The organism is Allobosea sp. ASV33 (genome assembly GCF_016428755.1).
In the GTDB taxonomy this organism is placed as follows: Bacteria; Pseudomonadota; Alphaproteobacteria; order Rhizobiales; family Beijerinckiaceae; genus Allobosea.
Genome location: NZ_JAELTI010000002.1, coordinates 41,912 through 67,088 on the forward strand (window position 1 = coordinate 41,912; position 25,177 = coordinate 67,088).

Below are 25,177 nucleotides of genomic sequence, written 5' to 3' on the forward strand. Positions count from 1 at the left end.
CGCTCGTGGGCGCTCTGAACTTGTTTGGTTTGAGACGAGAGCGATGCGGAAGCCGAGATCGCGCGCGTGCTTGATGAACGCAAGCCGCTCCAGATGCGCCGACGCGATGTTCCAGGACAGGAGGGATATTCCACACCGCGTCCGCTCGGACACGATCACCACGACTGCCTTTATCGGGCTAAGGAGGGTTGGACCGATCAGCCTGCCCTGACTTCCCGTACGCCGGCCTTATCGAGCAGCGCGAATATTTCACTGATCTTTGTGTTCCGATCCGAGCCGCATCGCGTCATCACCAAGCTCTCCCTCGCGCGCGAGGCTGCCACGAAGAACACTGAGTGCCCCTCGCCGGGATCCTTGTCGAAACTCCACCACTCGGTGTCGTTCAGCCCGAGCAGAAACACCTGATCGTATTCCAGCCCCTTGCTCTTCGTGATCGTCATCAACGGTGTCTGGCCCTCCCCGCGGAAGGTCCGGATCGTCCCGGCCCAAGACCCGGCCGCGGAGCATTCGACAAGGAAGTCCCGGGTGGCATCCCGCACGCGCCGGAAGAAATCCGCCGTTCCATATTGCGGGGCGACGCCACGAAGCCGTTCCAAACCGAGGAACGATTCGACGTTCGCCAACGCACCGCGAACGTTGTCAGGCGAAGGCGCTGCGTTCGCGGCAAGTCTATGATCTCGATGGAAGCGATCCAGACGCTCTGCCAGCTCGTTGGCGATGGCATCAGTCTCCTCGAAGGACAGGTTCTCAAGGGCAGCGATATGATCCATGGCGATCGTCCACCGAGCGCCGCCGTGCCGGTGCATCAGTAGCTCCAACATGTCCGCGACGATCCGTGAATAAGGCTCGGCCATCAGATCTTGGATCGAGGCGCCGCCGACGTCGCGGTCCTCGTTCCTCAACGCGAGCCCCATCGCTTCGAACTTGGGCCGCACGCGCTGTTCCCAATCGACAGCCTTCTGCCGAACGAGCAGCCCGATCGAGCGCGGATCGGTGCCGGCAGCGATCGCCTGCGCCACGCGATCCGCAACGGCCTGCGCCTCCTTATCGGCGTCGTCGGCGACGAGAATCGAGCAAATCCGGTCAGGCGACATGTCCGGGGCCGGTCGGGCCACGATGAAGTCGGGCTCGTCGGGCGCTAGGTTCGCCTTCAGTGTGTTCAGGATGGCGACGATACGCTCGTTGCTCCTGTAGTTCCGGGTCAGACTCATTCGCCCGGACGCTCCTCGATCGGCGAGGAAGTCAGCTTGGAAAGCGTCGAAGACGTCCTTGCGCGCACCTGCCCATCCCATGATCCGCTGCTTGTCGTCGCCGACCGCCGTGAGGCTGGCGGACCCGCCCGCAAAAATGGATTCGATCAACCCGTATTGGGTCGACGTCGTGTCCTGGAACTCGTCGAGGAATACGTGGCCGTAGGTAGCGCGGATCGCGGCCCTGATGCGAGGATTGGCGTTGATGATGGCCTGGGCCATGCGGCCGATCATCGGAAACCCCAATAAGGGATTTCCGCTTGTCAAGGTCGCTCGGAGCTGAACCAGTTGCAGGAACGCCGCGTGGCTCTCGATCGAAAGTGGATGCAGGCATAACGCCTGTACCGAACGAGTGAAGTCGTCCAGGCCGACGCTGTGGATCTTGGCGGCGACCGGTTTCTTGCCGATGATTGTCTTGGCCCAATGCGCGGGATGTCCCGGCTCATCCAATCCGTTGACCACGAAACGCTGGAGTTCGTTCAACGAGGCCCGGCTCGCGAAACCCGCGATTCCGTAGCTGCCGCCGAGCGCCAAATGTGACGGAAGCGCCGCGGAGAAGCGATCTAGAAGCTGCTTGGCGAATGCGTCGAACGTCATGGAATCCAATGCACCGGCGAGAAGCCTGCCGCATCGCCGTTCCACCCGATCGCGCAAGTTCGAGGCCGCGTCCCGCTTGAAGCTGATAGCGAGTATGCGTCGCGGATGAAGGCAGCCTCCGGTTTGGAGCAGGAAGGCCGCCCGCTGCCCGAGAAGCTCGGTCTTGCCTGTGCCGGGGCCGGCGACGACCAGCGCGCTGCCCCGGGCACGGATCGCAGCCTCGGCTGCCGGCTCCATGGCCGGCACGCCGATAGGCCTCCATTTGTCGGCCTCGATCATGCTGCGGGCATCTCAAGTGATCTAGCGACGTGCTCGATCAAGCGCTCCAGAACTTCGGGGCAATCCCGACGCAACGTTCTAGGTTCCAACCTCGACAGCGCGGCCAGATGGGTCGCCGGCTTCCCTCGGGATCCGAGAAAGAGATAGGCGTACCAAGGAAAGAGCTCTAACTCGGGCAGGCCGGTGTAGGCGGACACCCCATAACCGTCATCTCCGAGGCACCGTTCAGCGGCAGATTGCTGCCGCCGAGGATCGCTCGGCTTCTGAGGCCCCGTCGCCCCCTCCGGCAAGGTCTTGTATGCCTCGGGGAATGCGGACAGCATCAGCATGTCGAGGTCCAGTGGTCCGGACATAAAGATGCCTTGGCTTTCGAAGGCCTCGCTCCAGAAATTGATATCTTCGATATCCGCCGGCTCCTCGGAGGAGGACGAAAGCACTTGTTCTGCGCGCGCGATGGCTTTGGCGGCGTCTGCCCGTTCGCTTCTCGTCAGCCGGCGCCCCGATTGTTGAAGCGCCTCGGCGGCAACCTTGAATTGCCGATAGTCGCCCGAGCTGCGGCCCATATCCAAGTCCATGAGCGTGGTCTGAGGGATGCCCAACTGCTCCACCAGACGCCAAAAGTGATGGACGTGACGACCGCCGATCGGAACGATCGCGACGAATGACCGGTCGATCGGGACGTCCAATGCCTCCGCGATCCGAGGGATCACGATCTCTTCGGAGGGGCCCTCCCCGAAAATGGCGTGCCGAGCGAAGTAGATCTCCGGATGAGCCCGCACGGCCTCGCGCACGAACTTGGCCGCGTCCACATCATCTGTTGGAAGCGCCAGCTTGGAGACGACAGAGGTCCCGGTCCGACTTGTCCGGCGGACGTGGCGGATCGCGGTCGGTTCAATCCGGCCGACGATCGCTGGGGCATGACTCGTCAGCACGCCCTGGACGCGAGCGGTCTTCACCAATCCTTCGAGCTGAGTGAGCAACCGAGAAAGGAAGTAAGGGGAAAGGTGATTTTCGGGCTCCTCGAAGGCGAAGATCGTCAAAGCTGGGGCGCGCGCGAAGTCCGGCTGGAAGGGTGGCGTTAGCCCCTTCCGCACGTCGTTTTCTAGGGCGAGCTTGAGATCGAGCAGCGCCTTCACGAGTGCGAAATGGAATAGCGACCTCTGCCCGTCACTGAGATCCTCGACCGACATCGTTCGGCCTGTGGCGGAAGGATCCAATAGGATCGCGGCACTTCGTACGATCTGCTGGAGATCGGGAGCAAGGACCGAAAGCCGCGCAGTAGTTCCAGTCTCGCCGGTGTTGAGCTCTGACCAGCAAGCGTTGATCGCAGCGTTAACTCGGGTCAGGGCGCCTTCCCCGTCCAACTCTCGGGATGCCTTGTCAATAAGCGCGCCGATCTCCTCCTTCTTCTCCCATTGGATGGCCTTCATGAGACTTCGTCCCAGGCTACGGACCGTGAGATGGGTCAAGGCGGTGACGTCGCGGGAAGCGGGGATGTACCGCACGATCACGTGTCCGCGCTCCGGAGACGTCATGCGCTTCTTCAACAGCGGATCGGCGTCGCCGAAAGGCACGTCGCCGCTGGCATGTATCCAATACAGCGTCTCCTCAACGACGCCGTCCAACGTGCCGGCCAATTGCCAAGTCGCTTCCAGTCGGACGCGCGCGAAGGGATGCCCCCCTTCGCTATCGACGATCATGTGGCGAAAGGCCGGAGGTATGGTCTTCTCGGCCTCGCCGCCCTCGACGTCGAGTTCAGGAAACCTGAAGATGGCTTCGATGAAGAGGCGGCGTTCCGGGCGGCTATCCAGCCGCTCAGTCGGCGGCACGAAGAAGTCGCTCGGCTGGACGCTCCTCTCGTCGCGTGTCTCCCCGAAAAGCCGGAGCAACGCCTGGATAAGTGAACTCTTGCCCGCACCGTTCCGCCCGATGAAGACGCTGGTCTCGGCCTCCAAGGGCACTTCGACAGGAACTGGCCCCAGTTCGTCCTCAACCAGTAGATTGCCCGAGGCGAAGCTGCGGAAATTCCAGAGCTTCAAGGATTCGATGTGCACGTTAGGTCCTCAACTCAGATAATTTTTGCAACGGACATCGTTCCTGCGATCGTGGTAGCAGCGATAGCTCTACGATTGTCTGCAATTCCGCCGGGCAGCAGCGAAAAGACGTATCGTCAATCACCGCGCTCATCGGAGCCAGCCAAGCGCTCACGGCTTCCGTGAAATCGCCTCAAGACGAAAATCTGCGGCAATTGAATCGGTATCGACAGCGCCTGTCAGCTCCTTGAGGCAATGAAAGCGAGCAAGACTACGATCGCCGGCAGGCACCACGAAACGATCGAGACGAGGCGGGCCAGGATGACCATCGAAGGACTTGACCCGGCCGTCACTGCCGCGACGTCGCCCCCCGCGGGGGGCGACGTCGCGGCGTGACCGGTGACGATGGCCGGGCGGTCCCTCCAGGTGATCGACGTGGTCTTTCCTTGCGTGGCCCCCCCACCTCCGTTCCGATCGGGAGTGAGCTTCAGCGCAGGCCTGCGCTGGTGAAAGAATGGCGTGCGCTTGCACCAGAGAGGGGCGACGACGGTCAGATCGATCTCGCGCGCCTGTCCCGCGTCGTAATCGAATTCGAGGCGCTTCCAGACGTCGCCCGGCACGCGGACATGGACGGCCCACCTGTCTTCGTCATCGAGTTCGCCGTCCGCGAGAGAGGCGCCGATGTGGCTGTGCCAATCGAGGTCCGTCCGGTCTCCGGGAGCCGCTTGGATGATGACCTCGATGCGCTCGACCGTGTGCGTCTGTCCGACCAGGCCGAGACTGCCCTCGATCGCGCCGGTCCCGAAGAGACGACGATCTTCCAGCCTTTTCTCGTCCAGTATGTGGACAGTGTGACCCTTCCGGAGGTCGCGCGCCGTCAGTCGCATGTGCTCCTGGTCGTCGCGCTCCAAGCCCTGGTCCTGATCATCGATAAAGATCCTGCCGTCCTTGATCTCGACGGCGATGCTTTCATTGAGCATTTCCCCCTCCCCAGCCGCAACACGCTAGCCGCGCACCCCGGCTGTTGCCAACTCGCATCTTGACTTGGCGTGGGCAATTGTTCCTTTTTTGTTCTTTCGAAGGGAGCTGTCCAGTCGGGGCTGGCCGCGATTTCGGTACCGCTGCGGACGTTCCTGTCGGCAGGAGATCACGTCCTCATCACCGATTCCGTTTACGGCCCGACTCGACGGTTTGCCAACGAGATGCAGCCGAGAATGGGGATCTCGGCCGAGTAATTCGCCCCTCTCCTGGGCGCCGACATCTCCCGCCATTTCCGCCCGAAAACGCGAAGCTGCGCGACGAGTACGGCGACCAGGAGCACTCACAATCCCGCGCAAGACAGGACACCGATCAAGGCTACTATCCCTCTGGGGTCAGCGTCTTGTCGAAATGCGTAGTGCCCTCGGCGCTCGCAAACGACTCAAACCCTCGGCTGCGCCAGAAGGCAATGGTCCGGGCGGTATCGGTGTTCGCGTGAAGATACAGCGTAGCATAGGCGAGCCTCCTTGCTTCAACCTCTGCCACGGCGTTAAGCCACCGACCAATTCCGCGGCCGCGTTGGTCCTGGCGCACATACACGCGAACCAATTGCGCGATATCCTGCGGTTGCGGATAACGATCGGCGAAAGCCGCCGAGAGGTTCGGCTTCCAATCGAGGCGATAGATCCCCGCGGTTGCGACTATCTCTCCAGCGCCGTTGACTACGGTCCAGTACGCGCCCCTATGCGGTGCGGCGAACCAGCATCGCGGGTTATCTTTCAGCAGAGAGTCGAGATCGGCATGCCAATCGGCGCGATAGGCGATGCCGTAGAATTCCTCGATCACTCCGAGGCAGAAGCGGCGAGCGGCTTCACGCTCACCACGGTCCATGTCCGGCAGGGGGCGGAGAGACAGCCCGGAAGGGCTGCCAACGTTCGTCGGTGGAGTGCTCATGGTGAAGCGGTCTGCGGCAGCTCTTTTCAGTCGACCAGCTTCAGCCGCTTGAGACCGGCTGCCACCGTCTCGATGCCATCGATGGTACGGATCGTCGGGTTCATCGCCTGGGCGCTGAGCTCGATGAAGCGCTTGTTCTTGACGGCATCGAGCTTACCCACGACCGCATCCTTCTCCATGAAGTCGATCTTCACCTTGGGGTCGTCGGCGGGGAATTTGCGGCGGTCCATGGTGCCGACGATGATGGCGGTGGGATTATGTGAAGCGATCGATTCCCAGCTCACGGCCGGCCATTCTTCCTCGGTCTGGATCGGGTTCTTCGCACCAAGCACCTGCGTGATGTAGCCGGGCGCGCCGTTCTTCCCGGCCATCCAGGCGTCCCCATTGACGTTGGACGATGAGAACCAGAACACCAGCGAGACAGTCGCGGCTTTGCCACCGGCAACCGACGCGATCGCCTTGGCTTCGCGCTGCTTCAGTTCCGCGACGAAGGCCTCTCCGCGATCCTGCACATCGAAGATCCGGGCCAGCTCGCCGATCTCCTGATAGATCGAATCCATCGAGAACAGCTTAGAGCGCGAGCCGTCTCGCATCGAGTTGTCCTTGGCGGCGCAATCTCCCGGGGAGACATAGGTCGCGACGCCGAGCTCCTCGAACTGCTCGCGCTTGCCGACCACGCCGTTGGGGCCGACATCGAAGACGAACTGCGCGGCAACGAGGTCGGGATCGTTCTTCACGACGCCCTCGAAGCTCGGCTGGTTGTTGGAAATACGCGGCACCTTCTCGTTGGCCGCCTTGAGGTTCTCCAGCACCGGGCCGACCCAGACCGCAGTCCCGACCATCTTGTCGGCGACGCCCAGCGACAGGAGGATCTCTGTCGAGTTCTGGCCGATCGAGACCGCCCGCTCGGGCGCCTTGTCGAAGGTGATCTTGCGACCGCAGTTCTCCAGCGTCAGCGGGTACTGCGTCTTGCCAGCAGCGACCGCCCCCGAAGTGCCGAGTGCAAGCACGCTTATGGCGAAAGCGAAGGAGAATTTCATCGGGAATTCCTTTCCGTTCAGGAGCGCGGCGTCGCGGCGAGGATCGTGTCGAGCCGCGCGAGGATGAAGGGGATGTTGACCGGGTTAGGCGCGACCAGCGCGTCGTAGAGATGCGTGTCGACGATATGGGCGCGGCCGCGCGCCACGACCGGAAGCGTCCCGGCGCCCGGCAAAGGTGCCAGCAATTCGCGCACCGAAGCCGCCTTGCCGATCGGCGCCAGCAGGGCGATGTCGGCGCTGCCGATGGAACGCAGATCGGCGAGCGGGCGCATGAAGGAGCCGTTGCAGTCAAAGCCATCGGCCCTGTCAACGAGCGGCTTCAAGCCGATGCGGCGGAAGAGGTCGAGCGCGAGCGCCGTCTCGTCGACGATCGGATGGAAGGAGTTCGCCGTCACCTGGGCATAGGCGATGGTCCGGCCGCGCCGGGCGGCGTGGCGCTCGGCGAAGGCGGCGATGGCCGCATCCGCGTTCGCGACAAGCCTATCCGCTGGCTCGGGTCTACCGACGAGGCGGGCGATCAGCCGGGTCAGGTCGGCATACGGATCGCGCAGGTTCCGGCGAACGCTGACCAGCGTCGGTGCGATCTCGGCCAGTCGATCATAGTGATCGCCATAGCTGTGATAGGCCGTCGCGGCGAGGATCAGGTCGGGCTCCAGCTCGCGCAGCAGATCGAGATCGACACGCCCCGCCGGAACGCTCGCGATCTCGGGCGAAAGCGCCGGCTGGACCCAGGGGAAGTTGTGGCCGTCAAGGCCCGCGCCGTAGCGCATCGCACCAACCAGAGGTGCGTCGAGGGCACGCGCAATGGCGAGGTCGCTATAGCCAGCCGCCACGATGCGTTTCGGCGCTCCCGGGAGGGTGAGTTCACCATGGCTATGCCGGACGCGGATCGCTCCGTCATCGCCATGAGCGATACCGGTGCGGACACCGAGAAGCGCGCAGCCCACTCCCATCAGAACGGCCCTACGCGAGATCGTTGCCGGGATCATGATGCCCCTCCGGTCCGTGGCGCTCAGGCCTTCTTCGGAAAGTTGCTCTCGACCATGTCGAGCAGGCGCAGCGCCGCGAGGTAGTCCGGCCGCACGGCGGATTCGTCGAGCTCCCAGCGTCGGTAGCTGATGACGGCGTCGAGCTGGCGGAAGCCCGGATCGCAGCAGAGCTGGCCCATGCTGACCGGACCGTTCGAGACCATGATGAGATTGGGCGCGGTGAAAACATCGAGCACCGAGGCGATCGGCACGATGACCCGTCCGTCCGCATCTGGCTTGCCGCCCTGCACCTTGGCTGCGGCGTCGAAAACTTTGAAGCCGAGGCCCGCCAGAGTCCGGGCGAGCCCGCTATCGGCGGCGATGGCAAAGGGATCCTCATGAATGCCCGCAGCATTCGCCTGAAGAAGCGCGATCTCACCTTCCGGCAAGGCGACCTTGCCAGCGACCTCCTTGGCGCGCGTCTCGAAGGCCGCGACCAGTCCGCCCACCTTGTCGGTCCTTCCGGTCGCCTCAGCGATCAGCGCCAACTCCTCGCGCCAGCCCGGCAAGGTTGCGGGAACGACGAGCACCGGCGCAATTGCCGTAAGCTCCTTCAGCACCGCCCGGCTCAGCACGCCGCCGGGATTGCGCCCGCCGGCGATGATCAGGTCGGGAGAAGCCGCCTTGACCGCATCGAGATCGACCGCATCGGGGCGCTGCGGCAGTGCGGTGCTCTTCTGCGCCGTCGCCTGCCGATTCCACAAAGGCGGGAAGCCGGTGCGGCGGTTGATCCGACCGTCGGGGAAGCGCACATCCGCCACCGCCACCGGCGCGCCCAGCGCGAAGAGATATCCCGCGAGGCCCGCATCGAGCACCACGATCCGCTTCGGTTCGGCCGGAAGCCGGACTGGCCCCGCCTCGCCGGTCACGGTGCGGGTCTGTGCCGACGCCGGCCGCACGGATGCGAGGCTCGCCGCCCCGGCCAGGAGCGCCGCGATGGTCCGGCGCGACGGATGATATTGTCCCTTGATGCCAATCGACATCGCAAGCTCCCACGGTTCACACCCGGATGCATCGCATCCGGTGCCGGTGCCGTGAGCTTCGGGAGAGATCTCCGTCGGTCGCGGGCGCGCGGCAACATTCATCGAATGTCACCGTCACGGAGACGACCGCGCCCTGGCACACCCCGTGCCGCGAGCTCAGGTGACTGGAACAGGCAGGTCTCCTGGCTCCCGGGTCATCGCTAAATCCCCACCTTCCCGACTTCGCTGAACGCGTCGTCAGTGGCCGTTTCGGGGATCGGCTCGCCGGTTACAGTTGCGGGGGCAGCCGCGGTGTCGAACCGCGTTCCCTTTTCATCCGCCTCGCGGCGGAACCTGTTCCGAGCAGCGTTGTAGCGGCGCGCGTGACGATTGGGAAGCTCACGGCTGAATTCTCCTGGACGGCTAGATTGAGTCACCCGCGGCAACATCGCCAAACCTAGTTGACTCGTAATGTTATAATATTGCACTTCATGCGTCAGCCACCCGTCAGCCAGTAAGGCTTTGCGCATGAACCAGTCCGACCGTCTCCCTGTCACGGTGCTCTCCGGCTTTCTTGGAGCCGGCAAGACGACCCTCCTGAATCATGTCCTGAACAACCGTGAGGGCCGGAAGGTCGCCGTCATCGTCAACGACATGAGCGAGGTAAACATCGACGCCGACCTTATCCGCGAGGGCGGAAGCGATCTCTCACGGACCGAGGAGAAGCTCGTCGAAATGAGCAATGGCTGCATCTGCTGCACCCTGCGCGACGATCTGCTGGCCGAAGTTCGGCGCCTCGCCGAAGCCGGACGTTTCGATTACCTGCTCATCGAGGGCACCGGCATCGCCGAACCGCTGCCAGTTGCGGCGACCTTCGAATTCCGAGACGAGGACGGGCTCTCGCTGTCGGATGTGGCGCGCCTCGACACCATGGTCACGGTCGTCGACGCCGTACATCTGCTGAAAGATTATGGCTCGCGCGATTTCCTGCGCGAGCGCGGCGAGACGGCGGGCGAAGGCGACGAGCGCACCCTAGTCGATCTCCTCGTTGGCCAGATCGAGTTCGCCGACGTCGTCGTGCTCAACAAGATCTCGGACGCCACGCCCGAGCAGTACGACGCCGTCCGCAAGATCGTGCGCGCGCTGAACCCCGACGCGAAGCTTGTCGAGGCAGACTTCGGCCGGGTTCCGCTCGACGCCGTGCTGGATACCGGCCTCTTCGACCATGAGAAGGCCAAGCAGCACCCGCTCTGGTACAAGGAACTCTACGGTTTCAAGGACCATGTCCCGGAGACCGAGGAATACGGCGTCTCCTCCTTCGTCTACCGGGCACGACGCCCCTTCCATCCGCAGAAGTTCAACGACTTCCTGACGCAGACCTGGCCGGGACTGATCCGCGCCAAGGGCCATTTCTGGCTGGCGACGCGGCCGGACTGGGTGGGCGAGATGTCGCTCGCCGGAGCGATCTGCCGAACCGAGGCGATGGGCTTCTGGTGGGCGGCCGTGCCGCGCGCCCGCTGGCCCGAGCATCCGGAATGGAAGGCGCTCCTACACCGCCACTGGCACTCGGTCTGGGGCGACCGGCGACAGGAGCTCGTCTTCATCGGCGCGGGAATGGACGAACCGACGATCCGCGCCGGGCTCGATGCCTGCCTTCTTGGCGAGACCCCAACAATCGCCTTCAAGCCGGAACGCTACCGCGACCTGCCCGATCCGTTCCCCACCTGGCATCGCGCCGAAGCGGCCTGAAGGCCGCCGATATCAGCATTCCAAAGACCGGGCGAGCCACTGACGGACGTCGTCGCCATCCCGGATGAGCCAACCCTTCACATCACCCAACCTGCCATCGGCAAGGACCAACGCATGCACACGACAATCGCAAGATCCGCCCGGGCGCTCTCTTTGTTCTGCGCTCTTTTTCTGGCAGGCAACATCATCGCCACGGGACCTGCCCAGTCGAAATCGACCAAGGGACACGACCATGCGCACGGCCATTCCCACGGCGCGAACAGCGAGATCTACAACGGCTATTTCAAGGACGACCAGGTCAAGCCGCGCACGCTTGACGATTGGGACGGCGAGTGGCAGTCCGTCTATCCCTATCTGCTTGACGGCACGCTGGATCCGGTAATGGCCGACAAGGCGAAGCACGGTGGCAAGAGCACTGCCGAATATCGTGCCTATTACGACGTGGGCTACAAAACCGATGTCGACCGCATCGTCATCGCGGGCCCCAGCGTGACGTTCTTCCGCGGAAAGCAGTCTGCGAAGGCCAACTACGTCACGGACGGCCACGAAATCCTCACCTACGCCAAGGGCAACCGCGGTGTCCGCTTCATTTTCAGGAAGACGGATGGCGACGAAGCGGCTCCGAAATTCATCCAGTTCAGTGATCACAACATCGCGCCTGAAATCGCCGACCATTATCATCTCTACTGGGGGAACGACCGGGCGGCGCTGTTGAAGGAGGTCACGAACTGGCCGACCTATTATCCATCGGAGCTGACGGGAAAGCAGATCGTCAAGGAAATGCTGACTCATTGACGAGCCAGGGCTCGATACGCGCTTCGTCCGAACCTATTGATGCTGAGTGCGGCAACCGTGCGCCGAGATCGATCGAAGGAAACGGAGGGCGTTCGCTCAGTGGGAACATGCATTAGCATTGAGACGAATTGGACTCACCGAGCGGACCGAACTTGAACAGTCGTCAGATCGAAGTCTTTGCCGCCGTCATGAAAGCGGGAACCGTTTCGCGGGCAGCCGAAATCCTCGGGGTCACCCAACCCGGGGTCAGCCGGCTGATTGCGGAGCTCGAAAGGTCGCTGGGCTTCGCCCTGTTCGACCGGGTGCGCAATCGTATCGTGCCAACCCCCGAAGGACGAACCTTCTTCGCCGAGGTCGAGGCCAATTTCCGCGGCATGGATCGGCTGCGCGCCAGCGCTGCCCGCATCCGCGACTACGGAGCCGGTCAGCTCCGGGTCGCGACGCTCTCGGCACTAAGCTCCTCGATCATCCCGAGCGCCGTGTTGCGCTTCCGGAATCTGCGTCCCGACGCGACCGTCACTCTGATGGTCCTGCCCTCCCGGGACGTGCGCGACGGTGTCGCGTCCGGCATCTACGATGTCGGCCTGGCCGCCGACGAGATCGATGTCACCGGGGTGGTCCATCAGGTCTTCGTTCAGCCCCGCGCGCTCTGCGCCATCCCGCTCGGCCATCCCTTGGCCCAGCTCGAGACGATCGGCCCGCATGACCTGTCGGGCGTCGATTTCGTCGCCTACGTACCGGAGGATCGCGCCCGCCAGCGCTTCGACATGATCATGTCGGAAGCCGGGGCGGCGCCGCCCCGCGTGGTGGTCGAAACGATCTATGCCGCGACCGTCTGTGCGCTGGTCGCGCAAGGCGTCGGCGCCGGGTTGATCAGTCCGTATGCAATTGCCGGTCATGACCAGAGCCAGGTCGTGCTGCGTCCGTTCGAACCGCCGGTGCAGAGCCGCAGCTTTCTGATCCTGCCGCCGGACAGGCCCAAATCCGAGCTCGTGCGCGACTTCATCGGCTGCCTCATGGAAGCGCGCTGAGATCATAACAACCGAGCATCGAGCTATGCCCTAGCTCGCATTGCACGGCTCCTCTTCCCCGTTATCCTCCCTGGAAACGCGCCAGAGACGCGATTTCGAGGGGTATCGATGAGTTCTACCATGCAGCAGGCCGCAAGGCCCGCGAGCGATGACGCACGCCCTGCGGGGCTGAAGCAGACCTCGTTGAACACTGCCACCGCGGTCGAGATGATCGGCGTGAACAAGTGGTACGGCGAGTTCCACGTGTTGCGGGACATCAACCTCAAGGTTCAGCGCGGCGAGAAGCTGGTCATCTGCGGCCCGTCCGGCTCGGGCAAGTCGACGATGATCCGCTGCATCAACCGGCTCGAGGAGCACCAGAAGGGCCAGATCATCGTCGACGGGACGGAGCTGACCAACGATCTCAAGAAGATCGACGAGATCCGCCGCGACGTGGGCATGGTCTTCCAGCACTTCAACCTGTTCCCGCATCTGACGATCCTCGAGAACCTGACGCTGGCGCCGATCTGGGTGCGCAAGATGCCCAAGAAGGACGCCGAGGAGATCGCGATGCACTATCTCAAGCGCGTCAAGATCCCGGAGCAGGCGGCGAAGTATCCGGGCCAGCTCTCCGGCGGCCAGCAGCAGCGCGTCGCGATCGCCCGCTCGCTCTGCATGAGCCCGAAAATCATGCTGTTCGACGAGCCGACCTCGGCGCTCGATCCAGAAATGGTCAAGGAGGTGCTCGACACCATGGTCTCGCTGGCCGAGGAGGGCATGACCATGCTCTGCGTCACCCACGAGATGGGCTTCGCCCGCCAGGTCGCCGACCGCGTCATCTTCATGGATGCCGGCCAGATCGTCGAGATGAACACCCCCGATGCGTTCTTCAAGAACCCGCAGCACGAGCGCACCAAGCTCTTCCTGAGCCAGATCCTGCACTGAGCAGATCCAACCTTTCCGGATCGGAGATCGTCATGACTGCCATCTCGCGTCGCCGCCTTCCCCTCCTCCTCGCCGGCGCCGTCACGGTGCTCGCGGCCTTCAGCGGCCCGGGTTCGTCCCAAGCCCAGGCTCAATCCGAATGGGCCGGAAAGAAGCTCGTCGTCGGCATCCACAACCGCACGCCCTGGGCCTATCGCGACAAGGACAACAAGGTCGTCGGCATCCATCCGGACGTGATCCGCGCCGTCTTCGCTCCGCTCGGGGTGAAGGATTTCGAGTTTGTCGTCTCGGATTTCGGCGCGATGATCCCGGGTCTGCTCGCCGGCCGTTTCGACATCATCGCGTCCGGCGTCGCGATCACGCCGCCGCGCTGCGAGCAGGTGCTGTTCAGCGAGCCGGACGTGGCCGTCGGCGACAGCCTGCTCGTCAAGACCGGCAATCCGCTGAACCTGCATTCCTACGAGGACATCGCGAAAAATCCGAAGGTGCGCCTCGCCGGCGGCCGCGGCTCGGAGAACACCAAGAACGCCATCGCTGCGGGCGTGCCGGAATCGCAGATCGCGCTCTTCCCCAACAACGAGGCCGCCGTCAGCGCCATCCTGGCCGACCGGGCCGATGTCACGACTCTCTCGGTGCCCAGCGCCATTGGCGTCATCGACGAGCAGAAGGTCGAAGGCATCGAGCGCGCCGTGCCGTTCAAGGGGCTGATCAAGGCGAATGGCCAGCCAGCCAAGCTCTACACTGGCACGGTCTTCCCCAAGAGCAGTGCCAAGCTGCGCGACGCCTACAATGCCGAGCTAGCCAAGCTGCGGGCCAGCGGCGGCCTCAAGCCGATCATGGGGAAGTACAACTTCACGACCGATGAGGATGCTGGTGCCATCACCACTGCGCAGATCTGCGCCGGCAACGGCTGAGCGGCGCGGCGAGCATCATGAGCTTTCTCGACGTCCTCTCAGGCATTTTCCAGGGGCTGAACGTCACGCTGGCGGTGACGGCGCTCGGCATGCTCTATGCCGTGCCCTTCGCCTTCGCCGCCGGTATCGCCCAGCATTGCTGGCGTGGCCTCGCCTATGGCGCGATCACCACGCTGATCGAGTTCTGGCGGAGCACCTCCGTCGTTATCCTGCTTTACGGCTTCTATTACACCCTGCCGTCCTTCGGCCTGCGACTGTCCGGCATCACTGTCGGCTCGATGGTGCTCGGCCTGCATATCGGCGCCTATGGCAGCCAGGCGGTGCGCGGCGCCTTGCAATCGCTTGACAAGGGCCAGAGCGAGGCCGGGCGGTCGCTCGGATTGCGCGGCTGGCAGATCCTGATGCTGATCGAATTGCCGCAGGCGCTGCTCGCGATGGTCCCGACCTTCATCAATCAGTTCATCCAGCTCGTGAAGGGCACGGCGCTGGTCTCGCTGGTGACGCTGACGGACATGACCTTCCGGGCCAAGGAGATCTCCCAGCTCGTCTACGATCCGCCGAAGATCTATTTCGCGCTGCTCGTCGCCTATTTCATCCTCTGCTACCCCGCGACGATCGTCGGCCGCTGGGTCGAGCGCAAGGTCGGCGCGGGACGGAAGCTCGACCATGCTGTTTGATGCGAGCTTCGCCCTCTCCATCGTGCCGAAGATCGTCGGCGCCCTCTGGACCTCGATCCTGGTCGCGCTGTTGAGTTGCGTCGGCGCCTCGCTACTCGGCTTCACGCTGGAGATCGCGCGGCGCAGCAACCGGTTGATGCGCTATGCGATGCGCTTCCTGATCGATTTCATCCGCTCGACGCCGCTCCTGGTCCAGCTCTATTTCTTCTACTTCGTGCTGCCGTCCTACGGCATCAAGCTGCCAGCCATCGCGATCGGAGTCATCGCGATCAGCCTCTACTACAGCGGCTATCTGGCCGAAGTCTTCAAGGCTGGCATCGACGGCGTGAAGCCCGGCCAGTTCGAAGCCGCGCGCGCGCTCGGCCTGAAGCGCTTGCAGACCGTCGTTCTGGTGATCGCGCCACAGATGCTACGCAATATCGCCGCGCCGATGGGCAACTACTTCATCGGCATCTTCAAATCGACGCCCTATCTCGCCGCCATCGCCGTCTACGAAGCCTTCGGCGCGGCGCTCGACATCTCGTCCGACACCTTCCGCTACACCGAGCCGATGGTTGTTGTCGGCGTGATCTTCCTCGCCATCGCCCTTGTGCTCGCCTGGCTCGTCAGGCGGCTGGAAGAGCATCTGCTGCTCTCCGCAAAGCGCTGAATTCCACGAACGGACTGACCATGGATACGAAGCTCCTCCCGCGTCTAACCGAATGGCGCCGCCATCTTCACGCTCATCCCGAGCTCTCCGAGAAGGAGACAAAGACCTCGGCCTTCCTCCAGGAACGGTTGCGCGAACTCGGCATTCCTTTCGAGGCTGGCATCGGCGGCGCCGGCATCGTCGCGACGCTCTCGCGGCCTGGCTCAAACCGCTCGGTCGGCCTGCGTGGCGATATCGACGCCCTGCCGATCGCAGAACGCAATGACGTGTCCTATGCCTCGCAGACCGCCGGCGTCATGCATGCCTGCGGCCATGACGGCCACTCGGTCGCTCTGCTCGGCGCGGCCGCGATGCTCGCCGCCGATCCCGACTGGACAGGCACCATCCAGTTCATCTTCCAGCCGGCCGAGGAGAATGGGGCCGGCGCCAAGGCGATGATCGCCGACGGGCTGTTCGAGCGCTTCCCGATGGAGCGCATCTTTGCCTTCCATAATTGGCCTGGTCTCGAAGTCGGAACCGTGGCGGTCCACGACGGGCCGGTCATGGCGGCGGGCGGTCGCTGGCAAGTCACTCTGCACGGGCTTGCCGGCCATGCCGCGATCCCGCACCAGACGCGCGATCCGATCCTGGCCTCGGCCCATCTGATCATGGGCCTCCACACCATCATCTCGCGCAATGTCGACCCTTGCGATGCCGTCGTGCTCTCGATCGGCCAGATCCAGGGCGGCGTGGTCAGCAATCAGATCCCGGAGAGCGTCACCCTGGTCGGTACGCTACGCACCTATCGACAGGAGGTCCGCGAGGCCGTCATCAAGCGGATGGAGAGCCTGATCGCCGGCACATGCGAAGCCTATGGCATGCGCGCCGATGTCGAGATCCTCTCGACCGGACGACCCATCATCAACACCCCCGCAGAGGCAAAGCTCGCGGCGGCTGCCGGCGAGGCGATCGGCGCCAAGGTGCGAACCGACCTGCGCCCCAGCACCACAGGCGACGACTTTTCCTTCCTGATGAAGGACAAGCTCGGCGCCTATATCTGGATCGGCAACGGCCCGGCCGGCCCCGAGGGCGAGCTTCACAACGCCCGCTACGACTTCAACGACGCGATCCTGCCCGTGGCAATCGACTGGATGCACGAGGTCGCCAAGCGCGCGCTGCGGGACGACGGCCCCAATCCATAACATCCCGGCATCATCCGATGCCAGACGACAGATTGCTCCCTGATTTCAAAGCTTTGAATATCGACCCGACAAGGGAACCCGACCATGCATGACCTGACACTTTGCGTTCACCACCCGGCCGTCAATGAGGAGGGCTATGCCTCGCTCGCCGTGCCGACGCACCGCGCCTCGACTATCGTCTATCCCGATGGCGCGAGCTTCATGGCGCGCAAATATCGCGGCTTCGACGGCTATACCTATGGGCTGCACGGCACCCCGACGACCCGGGCGCTGGAAGCGCAACTGACCCAGTTGCACGATGGCATCCGCACCGTGCTGGTGCCGTCCGGGCAGGCGGCGGTCACCATCGTCATGCTGTCGGTGCTGATGCCCGGCGACAAGGTGCTGATCCCCGATCACGTCTACCCGCCGGTGCGCAGCTTCTGCGCCGAATACCTGGCGCCGCGCGGCATCGCCTATGGCGTCTACGACCCGCTGATCGGCGCCGGCATCGCCGATCTCATCGACGAGACGGTCAAGCTGGTCTGGGTCGAGTCGCCCGGCTCGAACACGATGGAGGTGCAGGATGTGCCCGCCATCGCGGCCGCCGCCAAGGCCAAGGGTGCGCTCGTCGGCTGCGACAATACCTGGGCGACGCCGCTGATCTTCAAGCCGCTGGAGCACGGTGCCGATTTCGCCTGCGAGGCGCTGACCAAATATGTCGGCGGCCATTCCGACCTGCTGCTCGGCTCCATCACCGTCAGGGACATGGCATTGCGCCAGAAACTGAAGGAGACCTTGCGCGGCTTCGGCGTCGGCGTCTCGCCGGACGAATGCCAGCTTGCCTTGCGCGGAATCGAGACGATGGGCTTGCGCGTCGCCCATATGGGCGGGGTTTCCGAGGATTTCGCCCGCCGCCTCGTCGATCACCCCATGGTCGAGCGCGTCCTGCATCCGGCCCTGCCGTCCTGCCCGGGCCACGCGATCTGGCAGCGCGACATGGGACGCTCCTCGGGCCTGTTCAGCCTCGTGCTGAAGCCGGTCGACGACGAGACGATGAGCGCGGCACTGAGCGCGTTGCGCATCTTCGCGATCGGCGCCTCCTGGGGCGGCACGCGCAGCCTCGTCGCGCCGCAAGCGGTCGCGCAGGATCGGACGGCGACGGCCTGGGCCGCCAAAGGCCCGCTGCTGCGCATCAGCATCGGCCTCGAAGAGCCCGGCGAGCTCTGGGCCGATCTGAGCCGGCTGTTGTCCGTGCTCGGTCAGGCCACCGCGACCAAGGCTGCCTGACAGGAAGAAGCATCGATCCTGCGATGACGACACGACGCGAGGCTCGCGCCGTGAGGGGAGGCCTTTGCCTGAAGCCGGCGTTTCAAACACAAAAAGGAAGGGGAAATACGATGAAGATGCTTACCTCCGGGCTGGGTGCGGCCCTCGCAGCAGCCTGCCTCCTGGCGCAGCCCGCCGCAGCGGACACGCTCAAGACGATCCGCGATCGCGGCAAGATCATCTGCGGCACCAGCACCGGCGTCGCCGGGTTCTCGACCCAGGACGCCAATGGCCGCTGGCAGGGCTTCGACATCGATATCTGCCGCGCTCTGGCGGTCGTGATCTTCAACGACACGGAGAAGGCCTCCTTCGTCCCGCTGACCTCGAAGGACCGCCTGATCGCGCTACAGGCCGGCGAGGTCGACGTTCTGCCCCGCACGACCACCTGGACGCTGGCGCGAACCACGGGCCAAGGCGTCAACTTTACAGGTGTGAACTATTACGACGGCCAGGGCTTCATGGTGCCTAAGAAACTTGGCGTGACCAGCGCGAGCAAGCTCGACGGCGCTTCGATCTGCGTCGCTCAGGGCACAACCAGCGAACTCAATCTCGCCGATTACTTCCGTCGGACGAAGATGAAATACGAGGTTGCGGCCTTCGGAACGGCCGAAGATGCTCTGAAGGCCTACGAGTCCGGACGTTGCGATGCCTACACCACGGACGTTTCGGCCCTATCGGCCAATCTGCTGAAGTTCAGGGATCCGGGCGACCACGTGGTGCTGCCCGAGGTTATCTCGAAGGAGCCGCTCGGTCCCTGGGTGCGCAGCGGCGACGATACCTGGTTCAACCTCGTGCGCTGGACCCTGTTCGCGCTGATCAATGCCGAGGAGCTCGGCGTGACCAAGGCCAATGTCAAGGAACTGGCGGAAAGCTCGACGAATCCGGAGATCCGCCGCTTCCTGGGCAAGGATGGGAAATTCGGCGAAGGGCTTGGCGTCACCAATGACTGGACGGTGCGGATCATCGCCGCAGTCGGCAATTACGGCGAGAGCTTCGAGCGCAATCTCGGCATGAATTCGCCGATGAAGCTCCAGCGCGGCCCAAACGCGCTTTGGACCGAGGGCGGACTGCAATACTCCCCGCCGTTCCGGTGAAACACGTCGTCACACCGCCCTGAGCGGAGTGACGATCAACGCCCCGTCCGGCCCCGAGGACATCGCGGCCTCGACGCCGAAGACCTCGGCGACCATGGCTGGCTCGATCACCGCCTTGGGCGCGCCGTGACAGACCAGCCGCCCCCGCCCCATCACCGCGATGCGATCGGCGAAGCGGGCGGCGATGTTGAGGTCGTGGAGGATGACGATTGTTGTCAGCCGGCGCCCGTGCGTCAGCCGACGAACGATCTGCATCACTTCCAGTTGGTGGCGGATGTCGAGCGCGCTTATCGGCTCGTCGAGCAGGAGCAGATTGGGCTCGGATGCAAGCGCTTGGGCGAGAAAAACCAACTGCCGTTGACCGCCGCTGAGCTCGCCCAGGTAGCGCCCGGCGAGCGACCCTAGATCGAGTTCGTCGAGCACGCCTTGCGCCATGGCGAGGTCTTCCGGCTTCACGCGCAAGCCGAGCCGACCCAGGCGCCCCAGCAGGACCGCTTCCAGAACGGTCAACGCCGCACGGCTGGAGATATCCTGCGGCATGTAGCCGATGCGCCGTTCCGCTCCGCCCTCTGCTTCGAAGACGATGCGGCCTTGTTGCGGCACCAATCCCGCGACGGCCTTGATGAGCGATGACTTGCCCGAGCCGTTCGGGCCGATGACGGCCAGGACTTCGGCGGGTTCGGCCGTGAGGTCGAGGCCCGCCAGCGCCGTCGTCGCACCGTAGCGGACGGATAGGCTTTCGATCCGGACTTTCACCAGAACGCCCTCCGGCTGCGGATGACGAGCCAGACGAAGAAGGGCACGCCGATCAGGGAGGTGACGATCCCGATCGGCACGATCGCGCCGGGCAGCACCGTCTTGCTCGCGATGGAGGAGAGCGACAGCAAGAGCGCCCCGAACAGCGCCGAGGCCGGCAGCAGGCCGCGCTGGTCCTCGCCGACCAGCATGCGCGCGATATGCGGCGCGACGAGCCCGACGAAGCCGATCGTGCCGACGAAGGCGACGGCGACGCCGGTCAAGGCCGAGATGATGGCGAAAGACCGTATCCGCAGGCGGGAAACATCGACGCCAAGCCCGCGCGCCCGCTCGTCGCCGAGCTTCAACGCCGTCAATCGCCAGGCATCGAGGAGCAGCAGCGGCAGCGCCACTGCGAGCACGGCGACGATGATCCAGAGCTTCGACCAGCTTGCCTTCTGGAGGGAGCCGAACAGCCAGAACACGATCTGCTGGAGCGCTTCGGGCGATGCAACGAATTGCAGCAATGCGAGCAGCGCCTGGAACAGGAAGAGCAGCGCGATGCCCCCGAGAACCAGCATCTCCGGGGAGGATCCGCGCAGGCTGCCGATGGCATAGACACCGCCGCAGGCGAGCGCTGCGAAGAGGAATGCCATGGTCGGGATCGCCCAGGCCTCCGGCAGCGGAATGGCGACGCCGAGCACGATGACCAGTGCGGCGCCGAAGCCCGCCCCAGCCGAGACGCCCAGCGTATAGCTCGACGCCAGCGGGTTGTTGAGGATGGTCTGCATGATGCCGCCGGAGAGGCCGAGCGCAGCCCCGACCGCCAGTGCGACGAAGGCGATCGGCAGGCGGATCGCCCAGACGATCGCATCGATCGTCCGGTCCTGCGCCAGCCCGAAGACGGATTTGGCTACGGCGCCGATAGGAAGCAGCGCCGGCCCCGTCGCAACATCGAGCACAAGGCTGATGGCGATGGCTGCGAGGCCAGACAGCAGCACCACGCGTCGCCGCAAGGCGAGGCGAGCATAGAGCGCCTCGACGCTGGCCGCTCCTGCGCCCTGGTTCCCGGTAGCGTTCACAGCTTCGCCATCCAGGTCCCGGTGAACCCGACGGGCAAGTAGCGCTCGTGGAACTCCTTGAGCGAATTGACCGGGTCGATATCGGCGAACTGCTCGGGATAGAGCTGCTTGGCGATGTATTGCAACGAGATCCAGTCCGTGAGCGAGCGGATCAGCGAATGCTCGACGGTGCAGACATTTCCCGCCTTGACCGCCGGCAGTTCGCTCCAGCCCGGGCGCGAGAGATACGGCCGCAGCGTCTGGCGAGCCGTGTCGAGATCGACGTCGTAGCCGAGGCGCACCGCATGCGGCCGGTTCGCCCAGGACGAGCCGGTGATGAAGATGTGCTCGGGCCGGGCGGCCAGCACCTTTTCGGGCGCGATCGGAACGAAGCCCGCCGCCTGGGCGACCGCCTCGTTGGCGATGTTATCGGCGCCGATCGAATCGAGCATCCGGCCCCACATGGTGTTCTTGTAGGTCGAGCCGAACTCGTTGGGGCCGAGCCAACCGATCTCGATATAGACCTTGGGCTTCAGGCCGCGATGCGCCTGCGCGCGCCGTCCGATATCGGCGATGCGGTCGCGATAGAGATCGGCGAGCTCCCGGGCTCGTCCCTTGGCGCCGATCGCCTGACCGATGGCGAGCGTGCTGGCGACGTGCTTGTCGACGGTCTGTGCGTTGTAGTCGGCAACGATGATCGGGATGCCGGCGGCCTCGATTGCCGCCGTCACGGCGCCGGAGCCCTGGATCGCCCAGGGCGGGACGACGACGAGATCCGGCCTCAGCTCCAGCACGCGCTCCGGCACTAGAACTTCGTTCTCGCCCAGTCCGACATCCGGCAGCGTGTCGAGCCGCGGGATCGCCTGGACGAAGCGCTCATAGGTCTTGGCGCGGTTGACCGCCCATTGGTGCTTGCGAAAGCCGACAACCCGATCCCAACCGATAGCTCCTCCGATCGCGGTGAACTCTTCGAGATAGAAGGCGAGCACGACGCGCTCCGCCGGCTTCGGCAAGGAGACCTGCCTGCCGAGCACGTCGGTAATGGTGATGGCGGCGCGCGCCTGCGCAGCCATACCCAGAACGAATGGCATGGCCAGGGCAGCGCGGCGTGTCGGCCGAAACGGATTGCGCGTCATGGAATGGTCCGGTCGGAGAAGAATGCGGGCTGGGATCAGTCCCGGCCCAGAGCGTGGATTACGGCTTCAGCGGCAGCATCCAGGTGCCGCTGAAGGCCACCGGCAGATACTTCTCGTGATAGGCCTTGAGATCGGCGACCGGATCGACATCGGCGAACTGCTCGGGATAGAGCCGCTTGGCGATGTATTCGATGGCCGTGAAGTCGAAGAGCGTGCGGCCGAGCCCGTGCTCGACGGCGCTAATCTCGCCCGCTTTCACCGCCTTGAGATCGGCCCAGCCTGGACGCTCGGCATAGGGCTTCAAGCTCGCGCGCGTCTCTTCCGGCGTGACATCGTAGCCGGTGCGCACCGCCTTCGGCTTGCCGACCCAGGACGAGGAGGCGAACAGGATGACGTCCGGGTTGGCGGCGATGACGGCTTCGGCGTTGAGGGGACCCCACGGCCCCGGGATCCGGCCGGTCGCGAGGTTTTCCGCGCCGAGCTGGGTGATGACCGCCCCCCACATCGTGTTGTTGTAGGTGTTGCCGATCGTGTCGGCCCCGGCCTGGCCGAGCTCGACATAGACCTTCTTGGTCGGGGCGCCGGCGGCCTTGGCCTTGGCGACGCGGGCCAGAATGTCCTCGAAACGGGTCTTGTAGAGCGTGGCCAGTTCCTCCGCCCGCGCTTCCTGTCCCGTGATCTTGCCGAGCGCGCGCGTCGATGCGACATGCCGCTCCAGGAGCTGGGCATTGTAGTCGATCACCACGACGGGAATGCCGGCGCCCTCGATCTGCTCCATCTGGGTCCTGGCGGCCTTGTAGCCCCAATCGGACATCAGCAGCACGTCGGGCTTGAGCCCGATGATCTTCTCGGCGCTAAGGCTGTTGTCCTCGGTGAAGCCGATATCCGGCATCGCCGCGAGATTGGGGATCACAGCCTTGTAGCGGTTGAAGATCAGAGGCCGCCAGCCTTCCCAGGGCGCGCGCGAGATACCGACAACCTTCTGCCAGGCCTCGACGCCGCCAACGGCGGTGAACTCCTCGAAATTGAAGTTCACGACGACGCGCTTGACCGGAAGGTCGACCGTGACCTTGCGGCCGAGCGCATCGGAGATCTCGGTCGGAGCGGCGAGCGCCGAGACCGCCGAGGCGACGAGGGCGAAGGTGCTGAACGCGAATGATGCGAGTTTATTCATGGTTTCCTACTCTTTCGCAGTGGCAAGGCTCAGGGGCGGATCACGACGACGTCCTTGATCCGCCGCATCTCGAAATCGGAGATCAGGATCGCGAGCTCGACCTCCCAGCGCCCTGAAACCGGCAAGGTCAGGTCCTCCACGCGCCAGATCCCGTCCGGGCCGAGCTTGGCTTGCCGTTCGATCGACTCGATGCCTGCTGCCGGATTGCTGAAGCTGAGGCTGAGCTCCTTCGCTGGCAGCGGGCCGAACTCGCCGTTCATCAGCACGATCTCGACGGAGACTGGCCCTGCCCGGCCGGGCGAGACGGTGACGTCGGCCATCGCCTGCAAGGTATGGATATGAAGGGAGGCCGGCTGCGATTGCGCCGCCATGATGGCGCGGGGCGGCGGCGTGAAGCGCCAGAGCGCGGCAATGCCGAAGACCGCGACGAGCGCCGTCAGCTCGACGGCCACGACACGCGCCATGATCCCGGCCGCGGGTTTGTCGCCTGCTTCGACCCGCCGCGTCAGCCGCCAGCGGTTGATCGCAGCGAACAGGAAGGCAATCGCGACGAGGCCCAGTTTGGCGAGGAGCACGCGACCATAGGCCGTGGAGAGGAGCGCAGCCGGCGTCTCGACCTGCACGACGGCCAGGACCACGCCGCTGAGCAGCAGCACGGCGACGATGACGGCGATGCCGGACGAGAAACGAAGCAGAGCGTTTCGGCCCCTGTCGGTAGGGAGGGCCAGAGCCAGAGGCAGCAGAGCGCCGACCCAAAGCGCGATCGCGCTCGCGTGCAACAACACAGCCGGGCGCATCAGCCATTGCGGATGAGCGGCGCTGGCATGGCCGCTGCTCGCGAGGGCAATTCCCGCTAGCAAGACGCTGAGAGGCCCTGCCACACTTGCTGCGGCTTCAAGCATCCGAATTCCGATGAGAGAGACGGTCAGAGCCAAGGCCGCGCCGATGATCGTCCAAAGATAGCTCGTCGCCATCGCGGCCTTCCAGACCGCCGGTTGGAAGACAGCGCCGAGTTGCGCTCCCATCGCGTCGAGCCCCTGCGCGCCCAGAGCGACGGGCAGGCAGACGAAGCCGAGCAAGGTCATGACGGTAGCGAAGCGTCGGCCTGCGCCGGTCAGTGGACCGACCCAGGCCCGGCTCGCAGCGGCGCCGCAGCCAAGGAATAATCCGAGATACAATCCCAGCCGGCTGAGCCAGACCGTGAGCCGGACGCTCGTGTCGACCTGCTCCACGGTTTCGGGCGCCGTTTTGCTTGGCGCGCCGATCGAGAACACCACTGTCCCGCCGACGGGGTGTCCGTCCTCCGAGACAACGCGCCAGCTCAGCGCGTAGGTGCCGGTCGTCAGCCCGGCCGGCACGGCGATCACGACCGTGCTTCCCTTCAGCTCGAAGCGATCGAGCGATCTGCTTGCGCCGTTCGGCCCGATCAGCCGTAGCGCCAGCGGAGAAACCGGCTCGCTGAACACGAGCTCGATCGGCGCGGGCGCTGCCGCCAATACACTTCCATCGGCCGGCACCGAGCTGTTCAATGCCGCATGCGCTAGCGCCAAGGCGGGCATGCCGAGGCAGGCCAGCAGGGCGAGCAGCACCAGGGTGTATCGGCGCAAGAAGGCGGGCATTGCTTGTCC

At 64.5% G+C, this 25,177-nt stretch carries 23 protein-coding genes and 1 riboswitch; of the genes, 11 read left to right on the forward strand and 12 right to left on the reverse strand.

The genetic code is table 11. The annotated features are described in order from the left end of the window. Positions 1–197 precede the first annotated feature (197 nt). The 3 genes from JHD80_RS00890 to JHD80_RS00900 all read right to left on the reverse strand — a co-directional run bounded on the left by JHD80_RS00890 (position 198) and on the right by JHD80_RS00900 (position 5,139). Entirely contained in the window at positions 198–2,126 is a 1,929-nt protein-coding gene (locus JHD80_RS00890; protein WP_199084481.1) for a UvrD-helicase domain-containing protein, read from the reverse strand. Beyond that, complete coding sequence (locus tag JHD80_RS00895; RefSeq protein ID WP_199084482.1) at positions 2,123–4,180, reverse strand: TOPRIM nucleotidyl transferase/hydrolase domain-containing protein; 2,058 nt, start codon at positions 4,178–4,180, stop codon at positions 2,123–2,125. Before JHD80_RS00895 ends, JHD80_RS00890 begins: the two co-directional genes overlap by 4 nt. Before the next feature lie 218 nt (positions 4,181–4,398). After that, positions 4,399–5,139, reverse strand: a complete 741-nt coding sequence (locus tag JHD80_RS00900) for a hypothetical protein (protein WP_199084483.1) — start codon at positions 5,137–5,139, stop codon at positions 4,399–4,401. Positions 5,140–5,208: 69 nt separating this feature from the next. On the opposite strand from JHD80_RS00900, the gene JHD80_RS00905 reads away from it, so the two are divergent. Next, on the forward strand, positions 5,209–5,394 hold the full coding sequence (locus JHD80_RS00905; RefSeq protein WP_199084484.1) for a PLP-dependent transferase: 186 nt from the start codon (positions 5,209–5,211) through the stop codon (positions 5,392–5,394). A gap of 124 nt (positions 5,395–5,518) precedes the next feature. On the opposite strand, the gene JHD80_RS00910 is transcribed toward JHD80_RS00905, so the two are convergent. From JHD80_RS00910 to JHD80_RS00925, 4 genes are all read right to left on the reverse strand, one after another. After that, positions 5,519–6,028: a GNAT family N-acetyltransferase gene (locus JHD80_RS00910; RefSeq protein ID WP_199084485.1), complete on the reverse strand. Its 510-nt coding sequence runs from the start codon at positions 6,026–6,028 to the stop codon at positions 5,519–5,521. Between the two features lie 89 nt (positions 6,029–6,117). Beyond that, complete coding sequence (locus tag JHD80_RS00915) at positions 6,118–7,131, reverse strand: ABC transporter substrate-binding protein (RefSeq protein ID WP_199084486.1); 1,014 nt, start codon at positions 7,129–7,131, stop codon at positions 6,118–6,120. A gap of 17 nt (positions 7,132–7,148) precedes the next feature. Then, entirely contained in the window at positions 7,149–8,120 is a 972-nt protein-coding gene (locus tag JHD80_RS00920; protein WP_199084487.1) for an ABC transporter substrate-binding protein, read from the reverse strand. Between the two features lie 23 nt (positions 8,121–8,143). After that, positions 8,144–9,142 (reverse strand): ABC transporter substrate-binding protein, encoded by a 999-nt coding sequence (locus tag JHD80_RS00925; RefSeq protein ID WP_199084488.1) that lies wholly within the window; start codon positions 9,140–9,142, stop codon positions 8,144–8,146. Positions 9,143–9,297: 155 nt separating this feature from the next. Continuing rightward, a riboswitch (cobalamin riboswitch) is annotated at positions 9,298–9,494 on the reverse strand. Positions 9,495–9,649: 155 nt separating this feature from the next. Here JHD80_RS00925 and zigA point away from each other — a divergent pair. From zigA to JHD80_RS00975, 10 genes are all read left to right on the forward strand, one after another. Continuing rightward, complete coding sequence (zigA, locus tag JHD80_RS00930) at positions 9,650–10,870, forward strand: zinc metallochaperone GTPase ZigA (RefSeq protein WP_199084489.1); 1,221 nt, start codon at positions 9,650–9,652, stop codon at positions 10,868–10,870. A 114-nt stretch (positions 10,871–10,984) separates the two neighbouring features. Then, complete coding sequence (locus JHD80_RS00935) at positions 10,985–11,665, forward strand: ZinT family metal-binding protein (protein ID WP_199084490.1); 681 nt, start codon at positions 10,985–10,987, stop codon at positions 11,663–11,665. Positions 11,666–11,817: 152 nt separating this feature from the next. After that, positions 11,818–12,696 carry a LysR substrate-binding domain-containing protein gene (locus JHD80_RS00940; protein WP_199084491.1) on the forward strand — a complete coding sequence of 293 codons (879 nt, stop codon included), beginning with the start codon at positions 11,818–11,820 and terminating at the stop codon, positions 12,694–12,696. Positions 12,697–12,903: 207 nt separating this feature from the next. Next, positions 12,904–13,620 carry an amino acid ABC transporter ATP-binding protein gene (locus tag JHD80_RS00945; RefSeq protein ID WP_199084576.1) on the forward strand — a complete coding sequence of 239 codons (717 nt, stop codon included), beginning with the start codon at positions 12,904–12,906 and terminating at the stop codon, positions 13,618–13,620. A gap of 32 nt (positions 13,621–13,652) precedes the next feature. Beyond that, complete coding sequence (ehuB, locus tag JHD80_RS00950) at positions 13,653–14,534, forward strand: ectoine/hydroxyectoine ABC transporter substrate-binding protein EhuB (protein ID WP_199084492.1); 882 nt, start codon at positions 13,653–13,655, stop codon at positions 14,532–14,534. Between the two features lie 17 nt (positions 14,535–14,551). Next, positions 14,552–15,211, forward strand: coding sequence for an amino acid ABC transporter permease (locus JHD80_RS00955; protein ID WP_199084493.1), 660 nt, complete (start codon positions 14,552–14,554; stop codon positions 15,209–15,211). Then, positions 15,201–15,860 carry an ectoine/hydroxyectoine ABC transporter permease subunit EhuD gene (gene ehuD / locus JHD80_RS00960; protein ID WP_199084494.1) on the forward strand — a complete coding sequence of 220 codons (660 nt, stop codon included), beginning with the start codon at positions 15,201–15,203 and terminating at the stop codon, positions 15,858–15,860. The genes JHD80_RS00955 and ehuD overlap by 11 nt, the downstream gene beginning before the upstream one ends. A 20-nt stretch (positions 15,861–15,880) precedes the next feature. After that, positions 15,881–17,041 (forward strand): amidohydrolase, encoded by a 1,161-nt coding sequence (locus tag JHD80_RS00965; protein WP_199084495.1) that lies wholly within the window; start codon positions 15,881–15,883, stop codon positions 17,039–17,041. A gap of 84 nt (positions 17,042–17,125) precedes the next feature. Further along, positions 17,126–18,310 (forward strand): trans-sulfuration enzyme family protein, encoded by a 1,185-nt coding sequence (locus tag JHD80_RS00970; protein WP_199084496.1) that lies wholly within the window; start codon positions 17,126–17,128, stop codon positions 18,308–18,310. A gap of 110 nt (positions 18,311–18,420) precedes the next feature. Next, positions 18,421–19,443 (forward strand): amino acid ABC transporter substrate-binding protein, encoded by a 1,023-nt coding sequence (locus tag JHD80_RS00975; RefSeq protein ID WP_199084497.1) that lies wholly within the window; start codon positions 18,421–18,423, stop codon positions 19,441–19,443. A 9-nt stretch (positions 19,444–19,452) separates the two neighbouring features. Here JHD80_RS00975 and JHD80_RS00980 read toward each other — a convergent pair whose 3' ends face one another. From JHD80_RS00980 to JHD80_RS01000, 5 genes are read right to left on the reverse strand one after another with little or no spacing between them, the layout of a single operon-like run. Continuing rightward, positions 19,453–20,199, reverse strand: coding sequence for an ATP-binding cassette domain-containing protein (locus tag JHD80_RS00980; protein WP_199084498.1), 747 nt, complete (start codon positions 20,197–20,199; stop codon positions 19,453–19,455). Then, positions 20,196–21,260, reverse strand: coding sequence for an iron chelate uptake ABC transporter family permease subunit (locus JHD80_RS00985; protein WP_199084499.1), 1,065 nt, complete (start codon positions 21,258–21,260; stop codon positions 20,196–20,198). Before JHD80_RS00985 ends, JHD80_RS00980 begins: the two co-directional genes overlap by 4 nt. Beyond that, positions 21,257–22,375 carry an ABC transporter substrate-binding protein gene (locus tag JHD80_RS00990; RefSeq protein WP_199084500.1) on the reverse strand — a complete coding sequence of 373 codons (1,119 nt, stop codon included), beginning with the start codon at positions 22,373–22,375 and terminating at the stop codon, positions 21,257–21,259. Before JHD80_RS00990 ends, JHD80_RS00985 begins: the two co-directional genes overlap by 4 nt. A 58-nt stretch (positions 22,376–22,433) precedes the next feature. Next, on the reverse strand, positions 22,434–23,549 hold the full coding sequence (locus tag JHD80_RS00995; RefSeq protein WP_199084501.1) for an ABC transporter substrate-binding protein: 1,116 nt from the start codon (positions 23,547–23,549) through the stop codon (positions 22,434–22,436). A gap of 29 nt (positions 23,550–23,578) precedes the next feature. Beyond that, the gene (locus tag JHD80_RS01000; protein WP_199084502.1) at positions 23,579–25,168 is read right to left on the reverse strand and encodes a copper resistance CopC/CopD family protein; all 1,590 of its coding nucleotides are present in this window, start codon (positions 25,166–25,168) and stop codon (positions 23,579–23,581) included. Positions 25,169–25,177: the final 9 nt, after the last annotated feature.

Bases quoted from the DNA above. Each gene is read 5' to 3' on its own strand.
- JHD80_RS00935 (WP_199084490.1), top strand. From the start codon at position 10,985: ATGCACACGACAATCGCAAGATCCGCCCGGGCGCTCTCTTTGTTCTGC.
- ehuB (WP_199084492.1), top strand. From the start codon at position 13,653: ATGACTGCCATCTCGCGTCGCCGCCTTCCCCTCCTCCTCGCCGGCGCC.
- JHD80_RS00925 (WP_199084488.1), bottom strand. From the start codon at position 9,142: ATGTCGATTGGCATCAAGGGACAATATCATCCGTCGCGCCGGACCATC.
- JHD80_RS00990 (WP_199084500.1), bottom strand. From the start codon at position 22,375: ATGACGCGCAATCCGTTTCGGCCGACACGCCGCGCTGCCCTGGCCATG.
- JHD80_RS00995 (WP_199084501.1), bottom strand. From the start codon at position 23,549: ATGAATAAACTCGCATCATTCGCGTTCAGCACCTTCGCCCTCGTCGCC.
- JHD80_RS00915 (WP_199084486.1), bottom strand. From the start codon at position 7,131: ATGAAATTCTCCTTCGCTTTCGCCATAAGCGTGCTTGCACTCGGCACT.
- JHD80_RS00955 (WP_199084493.1), top strand. From the start codon at position 14,552: ATGAGCTTTCTCGACGTCCTCTCAGGCATTTTCCAGGGGCTGAACGTC.
- JHD80_RS00970 (WP_199084496.1), top strand. From the start codon at position 17,126: ATGCATGACCTGACACTTTGCGTTCACCACCCGGCCGTCAATGAGGAG.
- JHD80_RS00910 (WP_199084485.1), bottom strand. From the start codon at position 6,028: ATGGACCGTGGTGAGCGTGAAGCCGCTCGCCGCTTCTGCCTCGGAGTG.
- JHD80_RS00900 (WP_199084483.1), bottom strand. From the start codon at position 5,139: ATGCTCAATGAAAGCATCGCCGTCGAGATCAAGGACGGCAGGATCTTT.
- JHD80_RS00890 (WP_199084481.1), bottom strand. From the start codon at position 2,126: ATGATCGAGGCCGACAAATGGAGGCCTATCGGCGTGCCGGCCATGGAG.
- JHD80_RS00975 (WP_199084497.1), top strand. From the start codon at position 18,421: ATGAAGATGCTTACCTCCGGGCTGGGTGCGGCCCTCGCAGCAGCCTGC.
- ehuD (WP_199084494.1), top strand. From the start codon at position 15,201: ATGCTGTTTGATGCGAGCTTCGCCCTCTCCATCGTGCCGAAGATCGTC.
- JHD80_RS00945 (WP_199084576.1), top strand. From the start codon at position 12,904: ATGATCGGCGTGAACAAGTGGTACGGCGAGTTCCACGTGTTGCGGGAC.
- zigA (WP_199084489.1), top strand. From the start codon at position 9,650: ATGAACCAGTCCGACCGTCTCCCTGTCACGGTGCTCTCCGGCTTTCTT.
- JHD80_RS00965 (WP_199084495.1), top strand. From the start codon at position 15,881: ATGGATACGAAGCTCCTCCCGCGTCTAACCGAATGGCGCCGCCATCTT.
- JHD80_RS00920 (WP_199084487.1), bottom strand. From the start codon at position 8,120: ATGATCCCGGCAACGATCTCGCGTAGGGCCGTTCTGATGGGAGTGGGC.
- JHD80_RS01000 (WP_199084502.1), bottom strand. From the start codon at position 25,168: ATGCCCGCCTTCTTGCGCCGATACACCCTGGTGCTGCTCGCCCTGCTG.